Source organism: Pedobacter vanadiisoli (assembly GCF_042684385.1).
Taxonomy (GTDB): Bacteria; Bacteroidota; Bacteroidia; order Sphingobacteriales; family Sphingobacteriaceae; genus Pedobacter; species Pedobacter vanadiisoli.
Map to the genome: position 1 here is coordinate 202,059 of NZ_JBHULL010000003.1, position 14,996 is coordinate 217,054.

Annotated in this window: 9 protein-coding genes; 6 read left to right on the forward strand and 3 right to left on the reverse strand. The window is 40.8% G+C overall.

From position 1 onward, the window contains the following. The first annotated feature begins 13 nt into the window (after positions 1–13). The 6 genes from ACFSR6_RS02010 to ACFSR6_RS02035 all read left to right on the forward strand — a co-directional run bounded on the left by ACFSR6_RS02010 (position 14) and on the right by ACFSR6_RS02035 (position 10,527). Complete coding sequence (locus tag ACFSR6_RS02010; RefSeq protein ID WP_379074227.1) at positions 14–1,960, forward strand: M60 family metallopeptidase; 1,947 nt, start codon at positions 14–16, stop codon at positions 1,958–1,960. A gap of 9 nt (positions 1,961–1,969) precedes the next feature. Continuing rightward, entirely contained in the window at positions 1,970–3,673 is a 1,704-nt protein-coding gene (locus ACFSR6_RS02015) for a LamG-like jellyroll fold domain-containing protein (RefSeq protein WP_379074230.1), read from the forward strand. 273 nt (positions 3,674–3,946) lie between these two features. Beyond that, positions 3,947–7,111: a glycoside hydrolase family 2 TIM barrel-domain containing protein gene (locus ACFSR6_RS02020; RefSeq protein ID WP_379074233.1), complete on the forward strand. Its 3,165-nt coding sequence runs from the start codon at positions 3,947–3,949 to the stop codon at positions 7,109–7,111. 142 nt (positions 7,112–7,253) lie between these two features. Continuing rightward, positions 7,254–8,456 (forward strand): glycoside hydrolase family 27 protein, encoded by a 1,203-nt coding sequence (locus tag ACFSR6_RS02025; RefSeq protein ID WP_379074236.1) that lies wholly within the window; start codon positions 7,254–7,256, stop codon positions 8,454–8,456. 29 nt (positions 8,457–8,485) lie between these two features. After that, positions 8,486–9,994 (forward strand): M60 family metallopeptidase, encoded by a 1,509-nt coding sequence (locus ACFSR6_RS02030; protein WP_379074239.1) that lies wholly within the window; start codon positions 8,486–8,488, stop codon positions 9,992–9,994. A gap of 140 nt (positions 9,995–10,134) precedes the next feature. Next, entirely contained in the window at positions 10,135–10,527 is a 393-nt protein-coding gene (locus ACFSR6_RS02035) for a hypothetical protein (protein ID WP_379074242.1), read from the forward strand. 385 nt (positions 10,528–10,912) lie between these two features. Here the strand turns inward: ACFSR6_RS02035 and ACFSR6_RS02040 are convergent, their stop codons facing one another. From ACFSR6_RS02040 to ACFSR6_RS02050, 3 genes are all read right to left on the reverse strand, one after another. Further along, entirely contained in the window at positions 10,913–11,539 is a 627-nt protein-coding gene (locus ACFSR6_RS02040; protein ID WP_379074244.1) for a M23 family metallopeptidase, read from the reverse strand. Positions 11,540–11,759: 220 nt separating this feature from the next. After that, positions 11,760–13,607, reverse strand: coding sequence for an IucA/IucC family protein (locus tag ACFSR6_RS02045; RefSeq protein ID WP_379074246.1), 1,848 nt, complete (start codon positions 13,605–13,607; stop codon positions 11,760–11,762). 30 nt (positions 13,608–13,637) lie between these two features. Further along, positions 13,638–14,996, reverse strand: a complete 1,359-nt coding sequence (locus tag ACFSR6_RS02050; protein ID WP_379074249.1) for a lysine N(6)-hydroxylase/L-ornithine N(5)-oxygenase family protein — start codon at positions 14,994–14,996, stop codon at positions 13,638–13,640.

Consider the following 14,996-nt stretch of genomic DNA (forward strand, 5'->3'; position numbering starts at 1 on the left):
AAATATTGATAAAATGAAATTTAATCAATTAACCAAAATATACGGTCTGTCGTTTTTACTGGCATTAACTGCCTGCAAAAAATATGGCTATGAAATTCCTGATGGTTATCCCGATAATTCGCAGAATGTGGCCGAAGGAACCATCGATACCAATATGAAGGTAATCGATAAATCGATGTATGCAAAAGCAAGGGTATTTCCGGGTTTGGTAGATCAATCGGAGCCAAGAGTAAAGGATGCGCAATTTACCCTCGATCTTAACTTTACCGATCAAACTGCTCAAAACTTAAGAATTTCGGTAGCGCCATCGCCACAATATAGCACGGGTTACTATGCAGCTCCCGGTGAGCTGATTAAAATTGTTGTTCCGGCAGGGGTAGATGGTTTAACCGTACAGATTGGTGCACATACTGATGACCTTGGAGGTAAATCCCCGCTCTTACGCGATCCGGTAATTTACAACAGAAAGCAATTGGTTTCAGGCGTTAATTATATCCGGAATTTGTATGGCGGCCACATTTATATCCTGGCATCTTTCGCTTATCCAAACCCGGTTACATTTACAATAACAGGTGCGGTGGTTTCGCCGGATTTTATTTTAGGGCAAACTACTGATGCAGAGTGGGTGGCAAAGGTTAAAGCTTCGCAAGTACCTTGGTTAGAATTAAGGGCCAAACGTGTTATTTTTACCATTCCGAGAGATAAAGTAATTGCAACCTTTAATTCAAGCGAACCATTTACAAACCCAACAGCGGTATTTACCAGGTGGAATGATGTTTTCGATCTGGATTATAACGCCTGGATGGGCCTGTCTGACAATGCACCTGATGTAAGAGACCGTAGTCCGCAAAGTCAGTGGAGGGGGATATTGGATATCCAACTATCAGCCGGTTATGGGCACTCTGGTTTCCCGTTTGTGGGTTTAAACGACTCATATTGGTTTGCCAGTTTTACGAGTTTAAATTCATTGCTTACCAGTTCGGGGCAGTGGGGTACTTATCATGAATTTGGTCATAACTGTCAACAAGGTAAGGTATGGAGCTGGAGTACGCTCGGCGAAACGACCAACAATCTATTTAGCTTTAAGGTAGCCAACCGGATCGGTGCCAATTATAATATTTTGCACCCGGCAGTTTCAAGCGGTTTTCCGCAAGCCATTACTTATGCCAGTAGTACAGGAGCAAAAAACTTTGATACCGACGCAGCCATGAATGATCCATTTAAACGAATGACACCCTTTGTTCAGATTTTTGAAAAATACGGTTATGACGCTATGACTTATTTATACACAGAAGCCCGTCATGCGCCACGTTTAAATACCAGCGACATTACGATGCATAATTTCGTTTACGAAAAACTTTCTGATTACGCTAAAACCGATCTATCGCCATTTTTTGGTGCATGGGGAATCCTAATTAGCGATGCAGTGGTAGCAAAGGTTAATGCGAAGTATCCGCTTTTAAAAACGCCTTTGTGGACTTATAACCCTTTAAATAAAACAGGTGGTACAGGTACTATTACCTATAATACAACGGTTGTATCAGTAAGTTCAGTGCAATCAGGCGATGGAACAACCGCTGCATTGGTTGATGGTATCGTTTCAGCAGCATCTTATTGGCATTCAAATTATGGCACGGCTACATCAACCAATACTTTAGGCTATCCAATAAATATTGTATTGGGTACAGGCTCTCCGGTTCCGATTCCGGTAAAAGGTGTAACTTTTGCACAACGGCAAAATAATAGTGCAGGCTATGTGAAAGACGTAGAAATTTTTACCAGTACCGATAATGTGAATTTCACCAGTGTAGGTACTACTACCTTGCCACAAAATACTGCTGTATATAATTTTAATTTCCCCGGAGGCGCTGTGAGTACTAAATATATTAAAGTGGTGATTAAAAGCGGAGCAAATGCTACATACGCGAACTTGTCAGAATGTAATTTAATTAAACCTTAAAACGCTTTTATGAAAACGAACAATAAAATATTTAATATAATTCTTGGAGTTTGTGCTATAGGTATATTGGGGTATACCAGTTGCAAAAAGTATGCTAACCCTCCGGCTATATATGAAGAATTAAAACCACTTACTGCCGGTCAGCGTAAAATTTTGGTCATCAGTATTGATGGCGTAACAGGTTCTGAATTGCAAACTATTGCACCAACCAATATTGCAGCGCTGCAGAAGAACGCTAAATATTCATATAATACTTTAAAAACAGCTTCTGATGCAGCAGGATGGGTATCGATGTTAACTGGCACCAGTTTTGTAAAACACCAGATCAGCACTGATAATTTCGAACGTGCGGCAGGTTCAGGTGTTGATGAACATGCTCCTATTGTATCTTACCGTAATGTATTTGATTATATTACACAGTATAAATCAGTAAAAACGGCTTTAGTTACCCCATGGACTAATTTGCGCAATTACATGAAAAATGCAGATTTTGCCCCGGTGGTTTCAACTGATATAGCCGTTAAAGACAGCACGGTGAGCATTTTAAATAGCCAGGCTGGCTTAGGAGTCATATTTGTAAACTTTAGAGAGGTTGAAGCAGCTGGAGCGAATGGAGGATATGTTGCCTCTAATGCTAATTATAAAAATGCAATTGTTAAAGCTGATGAGTATATAGGTAATATTTTAACGGCCTTAAAAGCAAGAAAAAATTATCCGGGTGAAGATTGGTTAGTGATATTAACCAGCAATCATGGAGGTAGCAGCGCTAACCCAACTAATGGTTTTACTTTGGTTTACAATCCTGCATTTAAACCATTTGAATTAAAGAAATCAGGTTTTAACCCGGTACTCTTTAGTACAAATACCTCCAGGGCCGTTACGCCTGATGATAAAGGACTTTACGATGTGGGCGATACCAAAAGTATTACGGTGCAGATGGAAACAAAATTTAACAGTACCAATATAAACTATCCTACATTTTTTAGCAAAAGCACCAATTTAAGCGGTTCCAGCATTACAGGATGGCAATGGGGGCACTATGGCGACTCGTGGTCGGTTACTGTTGGAGGAACATCAAATGGAGGTTCTGGAAAATTACAGGTAAACGCAACCACTGCGCCAGGAACCAACTGGCACACTTTAACCATGAGTATTAATACAACTGTAAATACACAGGGAGCTGCCACTGCCCGAACCCTTAAGTTATATGTTGACGGAAATTTGGAAGCAACCAGTGATATATTATCGCGAAAAAGTTTAACTACGAGTGAATTACTTCGAATCGGCCATAGAACAGGAGATACCGATACACCAACACCATTTTACGGAGCCAACCTGGCATTTTTTAACGTAGCATTAAGCGATGCGGTGATAAAAGCAAACATTGGCCTTAAGGATATAACCCAGCATCCTAATTATGCCAACTTAATAGGATTTTGGCCTATGGATGAAGGAACTGAAGGTACTTTCTTTAATAAGGCACCTGTTGGCTACAATATGTCACTTTCAGGGGTGTACAGCTGGACAAATTTAGGAGCATTGTATCCTCCAGGTACAACACCTGAGCCCATCACATCAAATTTATCTATCCCATCAACAGTGAGCGATGTTTCTGCTTTAGCATTGTATTGGATGAAAATTAATATTCTACCCGACTTTAGTTTCGATGGCAAACCTTACCTTAAAAACTTCGAACTGGAATTTTTAAAATAGTAGTTAGTTTTAGTTAATGAAAGCCTTGCCGCCGGTTTGGTGGCAATGGCTTTTTTCTGTTTATTGATGGTAATAGGTTCCTCCTAATAACGCCTTTTTAATGCCATGTCAAGAACTCATGTTCTTAATTCCTTAATGGTCAAATGTTAAGAACACTGCTCAGCTAATCGTAACATATTTAAAACTCAAACGTTTGCGCTAAAACATTTTTACCATTATCACCCAATCATCAGTAATTTGGGTGTACAAAACCTAATATTATACACACACACAATGAAGAGAAAACTAACCATTTTATTTACATTATTATTTGCTGCAGGACAGTTGATCGCACAGGAACTGCCTTCCGAACTGCAAACACCGGAAGTGGTTTCCCTCAACCGTTTGCCCATGCGCGCATCGGCCTTTGCCTTCGAAAACCAGGAGCTGGCCGCTAAAAGAAACAAAGAAAAATCAGCATACTTTTTATCCCTTAACGGAACATGGAAATTTAACTGGGTAAAAGATCCCCGGAAAAGACCAACAGATTTTTATAAAGTAGATTTCGACGATAAAAACTGGGACAATTTTAAAGTTCCCGCCAACTGGGAAGTAAATGGCTACGGGTTGCCGATTTACGTAAACCAGCCTTACGAGTTTGCCGGCAGGCAATTAACCGGAGCCAAAATGAATCCGCCTTTCGATATACCGGCCGATAATAACCCCGTGGGTTCTTACCGGAAAAAGATCAATATTCCGGCCAGCTGGGATGGGAGGCAGGTATTTATAAGCCTGGGAGCCATTAAGTCGGCATTTTACATCTGGGTAAACGGAAAAAAAGTAGGTTATAGTGAAGATAGTAAGCTTGCTGCCGAATTCGATATCACCAAATATGTTAAGCCAGGCGAAAATACCATAGCACTTCAGGTTTACAGGTGGAGCGACGGCAGTTATTTAGAATGCCAGGATATGTGGCGCATTTCGGGTATCGAACGCGAAGTTTATCTCTACTCAACCCCCAAACTGGATATCCGTGATTTCAAGGTGATCGGCAATCTCGATGTTTCTTATACCAACGGATTATTAAATGTTGATCTCGCTGTCGAAAACTATAAAATAGATCAGCGTACCAATCACAGCCGTCCGGATAGTTTTTATGTCGCGCTCGACCTGGTAGATGCAAAAGGAAACAAGGTCTGGAAAGACGAAACCACACTTCAAAAAGTGTTGGGTAATTATAAAACCAGTCTTTCTTTTAAAACACAGGTTAGCAATGTAAAAACCTGGTCGGCAGAAGTACCTTACCTTTATACCTTATACATTACGTTAAAAGATAAAAACAATAAAATAATGGAAGTCATCCCGCAACGGGTAGGTTTCCGTTCTGTTGAAATAAAGGGGAGCGATTTATTGGTTAACGGCAAACGCGTATTTCTTAAAGGGGTAAACAGGCACGAGCACAATGCTACCCAGGGCCATACCTTAACCCATGCCGATATGGAAAAAGATATGGAAATGATGAAGAGGCTCAACGTAAATGCAGTACGCCACTCTCATTATCCTCCCGACCCTTATTGGATGGAACTTTGTGACGAATACGGTTTATATGTGGTAGACGAAGCCAATATCGAATCGCATGGCCGCTATTACAGTTTAGAAACCACTTTTGCCAACGATAAACAATGGCGTATCCCACATCTCGAGCGCATTACCCGGATGTACGAACGCGATAAAAACCATGCTTCGGTAATTACCTGGTCGTTGGGCAACGAAGCTGGTAATGGTGTTAACTTTTACGAAGCTTATCAATGGCTTAAAGCAAAAGATATCCGTCCGGTACAGTATGAAAGAGCAGAAAACGATTTTAATACCGATATGATTGTTCCGCAATATCCTTCGCCAAACTATTTGCCACGTTATTCAAAACAGGAAAAAGAAACCCGTCCTTTTATTATGAGCGAGTATGCACACATTATGGGTAACAGCTTAGGCAATTTTAAAGAGTATTGGGATGCGATCGAAAACAATCCCAAACTACAGGGAGGCTTTGTGTGGGAGTGGATCGATCAGGCTATCGATACCGTTAAAAACGGCAAACGCATTATGGCTTATGGTGGCGATTTCCCGTTGAGCGGCCCGGTTGATGAGAACTTTAGCGATAACGATTTCTGTGTAAAAGGGGTAGTAACCGCGTACCGCGGCATGACACCAATGGCCGTAGAGCTCAAAAAAGTGCATCAGTACATTAAAACAACCTTTAACGGTACCAATCAGATTAATATAAACAACAGCTATTTCTTTAAAGATATCAGCAATGTGCAATTGAACTGGGAACTGGTTGAAGATGGAAAAATAATTCAAACCGGGGCAGTGAGCAACCTCAATATTGGTCCGCGACAAAGTCAAACATTAACGTTGCCCTTTAAAACCGATTACAATGCCGGGAAAGAATATTTTCTGAATGTACATTACCGCTTAAAAACACCCGAGCCATTTTTGGAAAAAGGTTATGAAATTGCTTACGAGCAGATTGCCCTGGCCGGTGCGCCAAAGGCTAACACTTATATCACAGGGAAAAAAGCCTTAAAAGTGGAGCAAACAGCAGATAAAGCTGTGGTTAAAGGAAGCGATTTTACGATCACTTTCGATTTAACTAAAGGAACGTTAACAAGCTACGTTTCTAAAGGGCAGGAATTATTGGCCTCGGGTCCACAACCTGGCTTTTACAGGGCACCAACCGATAACGATATCGGCGCAGGTTTAAATACCAGGCTAAGAATGTGGCGCAACGTTTATCAGGATAATGATGTGGCCAATATAAAATCTGCAGTAAACAATACTGCCGATGGCTTTATCCTAACCGTTAAATCAACCTTATTAAAAGGCGATGCCGAAACCACACAGGAATTTAATGTACTGGCCGATGGAACCATTAAAGTAAACAACCAGTTTAAAGCGCTAACAGGTAATTACAAAAGCCTGATGCGGATTGGCAACGATCTGCAACTGAAAAATGATTACAGCAACATCCAATGGTATGGTCGCGGACCGGGAGAGAATTACATAGACCGTAAAACCGCTTCGTTGGTCGGAACTTACAGGTCAACTGTAGCCGATCAGTATTTCCCTTATGCGCGTCCGCAGGAAAGTGGCAATAAAACCGATGTGCGCTGGGTAAATTTTACCAATAAATCCGGTAAGGGTCTGCGTTTCGAATTTGCCGGTCAGTTATTAAGTTTTAATGCCCTGCCTTACGCGGTAGAAGATCTCGACCCTGAAGCAGAGAAAAAACAATACCATTCCGGCGAACTGGTAAAACGTAATCAGATTTATGTACATATGGACTTGCAGCAATTAGGGGTACAGGGGATTGACAGCTGGGGTTCAATGCCATTGATCCAGTATCAAATTCCTTTCAAAGATTATCAGTATAGCTATTATATTAAACCGATTAAATAACATAGATAATTTGTCGTCACTAACCTGATTGGGGATCTTAATGCAACATATAAACCTAGCTAAAGCATTAAGATTCCCGCGAAGGCGGGAATGACGAATGTTATTTTTTTAACCAAATTAACATTGCCTAACCAAAACAAAAATGAGATTTATCAAAATATACCTTGCACTGTTGTTATTCACTCAGGCTGCATCAGCACAGGAGACTAAATTAGCCGCAACACCACCTATGGGATGGATGAGCTGGAATATTATGTCAGAAAATCCGAACGAAAAGGATATTAAAGAAATGGCAGATGCCATGGTTAACAGTGGCATGGTAAAAGCAGGTTATCAGTATATTTTTTTAGACGATTGCTGGCAGGGCGGTCGTGATAATAAAAATAACATCATTCCAGACCCTAAGAAATTCCCATCAGGTATTAAGGCATTAGCCGATTATTTGCACAGTAAAGGAATGAAACTGGGTATTTATTCAGATGCCGCCCCATTAACCTGTGGCGGTTACACCGCAAGTTTAAACTTTGAAGATCAGGATGCCAAAACCTTTGCAACGTGGGGGATAGATTACCTCAAATACGATTATTGCAATGCACCGGAGGATGTAGAAACGGCGAAAAAAAGATACGGCAAAATGGCCCAGGCTTTACGAAAATCGGGTAGGGATATGGTGTTGGGGATTTGCGAATGGGGGCCGCGCGAACCCTGGAACTGGGGTGCACAGGTTGGTGGACAAAGCTGGCGAACCACTTACGATATCAGGGATAAATGGTTGGATATTGAAGGTAAGGGAGGCGTTGGCATTTACAACGTGGTTGATAAAATGGCCGGACTGGCCAGTTTCTCAGGCCCCGGTAAATGGAATGATGGCGATATGCTGGTAGCCGGTTTGCACGGAACAAAAGGCCCTTCATCGGCCTTTAAAGGCGTGGGGTGTACCAAAGCTGAATATCAAAGCCAGATGAGTCTATACAGCATGCTCAATTCACCACTGTATGCCAGCTGTGATATCCGTAAAATGGACAATGAAACAAAAACCATTTTTACCAACACTGAAATAATTGCATTAAATCAGGATGCCCTAGGTAAACAGGCCGAAAGAAAAATCAAAACAGATACTTGGGATATTTTTGTACGTCCGTTGGCCAATGGCGATTTTGCCGTTGCAGTGTTGAATAAATCAGCCACGGCACAAAATGCCAAAATAGATTTTGCAGTGCTGGGCTTAGCTGGTAAATACGAAATTAAAGATTTATGGCAACATAAAATAATTGGTAAAAACAACAAATGGGTCGGTGAGATAATTGCCCATGAAACTAAAGTTTTCCGCTTAAAAAAAGTATAAACTTCAAATACTATAAACCAAACACACAAATGAAATCAGTATTATCCCTTGTATTAGTAGCTGCCGGTTTAACCGCCTTCGCTCAGGATGGAGCAAAAGATCCTGCAACAATAATCATCTCCCCGCAACATACACTTTCTAAAAACGATACGGTTTTCAGAAAAGCAATTGCCAAATGGAGCGATCAGGTTTTAAAAAGTACCGATTATAAAAATATTAAAGCACAGCCATCTTCCGATATTTTTCCCGGTGCAGTTAAAACAGGCTTTCAGTTTATAAATAAAACTGTAAGTATCGAACATAAAAAGATGGCCGATAGCCTGGCACCGATTGTATCAACCTTAGGTTATTCCGGCTACGATAATGCCACCATGTATAGCACAGGTTTATATGCCAAGGCAGGCGAATACATTGAAGTTGATGTGCCCAAAAATGCCAACCTAAACGATCTTGAAGTGCAGATCGGCGCGCATAGCGATCGGTTAAATTATTGGGTTGCAGGCAAAGAAGATTGGCGCAGGATGCCTATTGTTGTGAAAAAACAAAAATTAACTACCGGCAAAAATAGGCTAGCGTCTCCTTTTGGCGGCTTAATTTACATAGATATTAAACCCAAGGCCGAAAGTAGAAAAATTGATTTTACGATCAGTCACGCAGTAGCTGCACCACTCTTTATGTTGGGGAAAAGCACAGAGGCCGATTGGGAAAACCAATTGAAGAACAATAAGGCACCATGGGGCGAAATGGCAACCGAAAATGTAATACTGACATTACCCGACAGTGTATTACAGACCATTAAAAAACCAGAAGAGGTATTAAAACTGTGGGATCTGGTTGTACTTGGAGAGTTGGATCTTGCCAATATGCCCGCTCCATTTTACAGGGCACAACGCATGGTGCCTGATGAGCATATAGGTGGGGGATACATGCACAGTGGTTACCCGATCATGATTCACCATTCGCCTTCAAAACACATGCTTTCTAATGAAATTATGGCCAACCCTGAGTTGTTGATGAAACCAAGCAAAGGCGGTGCAAACTGGGGCTTTTTTCACGAAATAGGGCATAACATGCAAAACCTGAACTGGGTTTTTGGTGGTACAACTGAAGTAAGCAACAATTTCTTCTCCCTGTACATGTTCGATCGGTTGATGGGCGGAAGGGATGATTCGCACACGGGTGTATCAAGTGCCAACACGCAGAAAATGATGAAAAAATACTTTGCAGAGGGCGCTGATTACGAAAAGTGGAAAAAAGATCCGTTTTTAGGGCTGATCATGTTTCGCCAGATGCAGGAAGGATTTGGATGGGAGAGCTTTAAGGCCTTTTTTAAAGAGTATCAGAAAATTGGCCCTTCCATTGGTCAGCTTAACGACCAGCAAAAACGCGATTTATGGGTAAAAACCTATTCTAATGTAGTAAAGCGTAACCTTGCTCCGTTTTTTATTACCTGGGGTGTGGGGATTAGCGAACAAGCGCAAAAGGAGCTGGCAGGTTTGCCTGCATGGAAACCATATAATTTTCCACCCGTTAATTAAACCTCATTCTTAAATTAACTCAAATCAAAGATGGATAAGACCTGTGAGGTTTTAATGTGTGCGTTACTCAAAAACCTCTCAGGTCTTATTTTTGTAGCGTTTTTATTTTGATTCCCGTTTTAGTTTAAATTAAACAAACAATGAAACGGACCCTATTAATTTTAACTTCAATAGTACTGATTATGAGTTTGATGCTGGCTTGTAAAGACCGCAATGAGACGATGCAAAATGCAGATCAGGCCGAACTCGAAAATCTTTATCAGGAAATTGAAAAATTAGCGAAACAATTCACCTGCGAAAATGCCGGTGAATGGAAATATACTGCCATTGGATCTAAAGCTTGTGGAGGTGCCTCTGGCTACATTGCCTACTCCATTAAAATTGATGAAAGCAGTTTTCTGAAAAAGGTAGAGCAGTATACTAAACTGCAGGCCGATTTTAATAAAAAATATGGGGTATTTTCTGATTGTGCATTGGTGATACAGCCAAAAGGTGTTACCTGCGATAACGGAAAGCCAAAATTTACCTATTAACCAGTGGTAGCAGGTGTTCCCATCTAGCAATAGTTAAGCTTTTAGAGTCAGATGAAAACACTTGATTATAAATGTTCACAGGCTTTTTTATCCATTCGTGTCTCGCTTGTCAGGGAAACCTGCCGGTATTTATTTTAACCGGCAATGCACCTAAACGATTTAATGCCGCAGGGCATAAAAATAGATTTATCGTTTTTTTTAGGGGCGTTGTAGCGTTTTTAACCAAATACCCGTTTTAAGATAAATTAACCAAATAAATTAAACGCATGCTCTATATATTAACCTCCATTGTACTGATTGTAAGTTTGACCTGGGGCCATAAAGATGGCGATGAACCTATGCAGAACGAAGATTGAATTGAAGTCGACCATCAACCAATTGAACTTTATTTAATATGTTCCTTAATAAACCCCTGGGGATTATAAAATCTGTCGTTTAGTTGCGTATTGTTAAAGGTTAACCAACTTGCACAGCCATAATCATCAAATTTCTTTCTGATTTCCAAATGAAGGTGATGGTAATCGCCGCCATACTTTTTGCTTTCCTGCGGCGTAAATAACCTGGCCAGCTTAGTATTCTGATCCACCACCTGACCATTGCTAACATAAACTTCTTTCAGGTGTTTGTAAGAGGTAAACATAATTTGGCCGTTTGGTAATTTATGTTTCACCACTACCGTTCTTTGGTTTTCACCTAAATGAACAGAACAAACTACTCCATTCGCCATGGCATAAACAGCAACCAGTTTTGCCTTGGGTAAAGCAGGGTTAATGTCGATAGCCGTATGAATATGCCCTTTAACATAACTATCACGGTGATCGCCAAAAATGCTGATAATTTTGATATTGTTGATCTTTTTACGGTTGGCCACATCAAACGGAAGATGCCATTGATCGGCAGCTTTCGTAGGAGTAACATCCGTATAATAGGGTTTCCAGCGGTCGCGGTCTTTTTCAATGGTAGGTGTTTCAAATAAAAGTGCCGATAAAAAGATAAATAATATTGATTTCATGCTTTGGGTAATTTATAAAGCAAGATAACATTATTTAAAGAAATTAACTATTTTTATAGTTTAAAATAATAAAGTCGTCATTTCCTCTGGCTTCGATAGAAAATTCGTCATTGCGAGAAGGTACGACTAAGCAATCTTTCCTGTTCGCGATTATTGCAAAAAAGATTGCTTAGTCGGCTGAAAAAGCCTTCTAGCAATGACGGTAATAATGCTAATTTAACTACGCCAAAACATCTTCTTTCAGCGCCTCCGCAGCAGGGTTAACCAAAGTGCCTATTAGTTCCGGAACCGGAACATCAGTACTCTCGCTGTAGCCATGGGTTAATAACCTTACCCTGTTAATGCAAACGCGAATAAATTCAGGCACAAAAAGGTCGAATTTTTCGAATTTTGAAGCTAATTCCGGATTTTCCTGCTGGAATTCCAGAATTACATCGGCAACCTGGCGCCAGAATTGTTTTTCGTCCATTCCGACATAACTATGGAAAATATTGCCCAGGTACCTGAAAACTGCATCGAATATGCCCGAGAGGATAAATAACGGTGCCAGCTCATCGTTAATTTCCCTTAAAACATTAACAAGATCATCAGGCAGTTTGGCTTTGGATTCCTCTGTCAGAACAATTTCTTCAACAAAATCTTTAATAATAATCCGCTGCGGAACACCATTTTTCATTACCAGAATCGTGTTTTCACCATGCGGGCTAAAGAAAAAGGCATGTTTATAGAAAATCCTAAGTACGGGTTTCAGGTAAGCAGATAAGTAAGCATTTAACCAACTTCCGGCATCTAAGCCTGATTTTTCGATCAGCGCCTGCACCATGCTTTTACCGTTATCATCTACATAAAGCAGGCTAGCCATGGTCATGATATTCTCGCCTTCCAACAGGTAATTCTCTGCACTTTCGCGCCAGATGGCCCCTAAAAATTCCTGGTACTGATAAGGAGATCCCGGAATTTCACTGTATTGAGGATGCGTGTAAGCCACAGTTGCTACCTCACCTAAAAGTACTACCCGGGTTTGTTTCAGGTATTCATCGCCCTGAAGCATATCTTTTGCCCATTGTGTAACTTTTGGTGCAATGGCGAGTTTTTTGGGTGATAATCCCCTGAAAATCGAGGTATTTAAGATAGAGATTGCCGTTTTTACATAATGTTTTTTAGGTGCACTTACATTAAAAAAAGTACGGATACTGTTTTGGCACATGTATTCGTCGTTTCCAATACCCAGCGGTACAATCAATTGATGTGCAAGATCATGCGCCAGTTGCAATACAATTTTATTGTTCCACTGCCATTCATGAACGGGAATAAAGAAATAATCTTCAGGGTTTAATTCCTGGTGCATCAAAACCTGGTTAAAATCGTGAACCTGTTTTAAACCCAGTTCCTCGTTATAGAAAGAGAATGTAGAAATGCTTTCGATACTTTTAAATTGGGCCCTTGATTTATGCACCGCCAGCCAGGCCAATTGTGTTTTTTGTGCAGCTTCGGGTGCATATTTACCCTGATCGCTATGGTTAAAACCAATGCGCCCCTTGTTAATGGTTGCCCATGGGTGACCATCCATCTGATGTTCAATGGTCTGGTAATCTGCACCTGCCAGTTCATCAGCTGTTAACCTGCCTTTTTCGTGTATATAGGCATCAGCGTACAATGTATTTAAGGTTTCTTCGATAAAATGGGCGAGGGTAAAGGGTTTAATACCAAACGTTTGCTGCAACTCGGTATAAAAGGCTGGGGCATTGTTTACCGTTACTCTTTCACCGTTAACAAATTTTTTAATACTCTGTTTATCAATATGCAGGTAATCCAAAGCACGTTGCCGGCCTGAAAAAGTATAATAAATAGCTTCAGTATCGGTCGCTAAACGGAAATCCTGAACGCCATCTTCATTGGTATGAACAAGTGTAGGTTCTGCGAGTTTTTCGTGCATCAGTTCTACGATCGATTTTGCAATGTAGTTTAGGTTTACCTTATCCCAAACTTCTTTTTTTAAAGGTTTTATCTGATTGAAATTGTTGTAACTCATGGTATTAAATTTTTCGTTTAAATATAGATTTGTCATCCTGAGCTTGTCTAAGGACTAACCCAAGCTTTAAGGCGTTTCGACAGGCTCAACGTGACAGTCGCTGACAAAATTCTCAGCCTGTTGAAGAACATCTTCCTCACCATTTACACTAAACTGTTGAAAAGCAATCCGTTTTTCTACCGGATAGATTTCGAAACCTAAAATGGCATTGATAATGGATGCATTGCGGTAAGCGCCCATTCCCAGGTCAGGTGTCACAAATCCATGCGTATGCAGCTCGGCGTTCTGAACAAAGATCTCGTTCCCGTTGATGTCTATGGCATAATTGCGCTGTACCTGAAAAAGTCCATCGGTATTTCGTGCAATACGATCACCAAGAGCTGCTAAAAAGCCTGGCTCGTGATATTGGTAACCAGTGGCCAATACCACTGCCCCGGTATTAACCGCAAACTCTTTTTCACTCTCGGTATGATAAAAATCGAGCTGATAACTGCCGTCGTTAGTAATGCTTATGTTGTTCAACTGGCAGTTCGGCATCAATTCGGCATTGATTTTTTTGCCGTCAACACTCAATTCGTAAAGTTTATCGAAAATCTGGTTGATCAGCTCGAAATTGATCCCCTTAAATAAAGAATTCTGTTTGCTTAATAGCTGTTTCCGTTTGGTATCGCTTAAATTATAAAAATGATCTACATATTCCGGCGAGGTCAACTCAAGGGTTAATTTCGAATATTCCATCGGAAAGAACCTGTCTGGCCGTGTAAACCATTTCAATTTTAAGCCGTTTTCTGTTTCAGGCAGCAGGTCGTAGAAAATTTCTGCCGCACTTTGTCCCGAACCAATAATGCTAACTGTTTTTTGCTCCAGTAAAGTTTGTTTAAACTTTAAATACTCCGAAGAATGTATGACATGCTGATGCAGGGATGGGTTAACAAAGGCAGGTACTTTTGGCACAGTGCCGGTACCAAGGACTAATTTTTTAGCGTAAATAGTTTCTGTAGCGCCGGTATTCTGATCGGTCTTTTCTACCTGATAAATGCCGTTATTATAAGTTACGCTACTCACTTTTTGCCCGAAATGGCAGTTTTTTAGATGGGAGATAACCCATTTACAATAAGCATTATACTCTTTACGCAGGACGAAAAAATTTTCCCTGATGTAGAATTTATAGATCCGGTCGGTCTGTTTCAGGTAATTTAAAAAGCTATACGGACTGGTTGGATCAGCCAGGGTAACGAGATCGGCCATAAAGGGGACCTGCAACGTGGCATCATTCAGCATCATACCCGGATGCCAGTTAAATTCGCTTGCCTGATCCAGAAATAATGTGGATAAACTTTCTATCGGTGCACACAAAGCAGCCAGGCCCAAATTAAACGGGCCTATGCCAATGCCTATAATGTCGTATGTTTTCTGTTCCTTCAT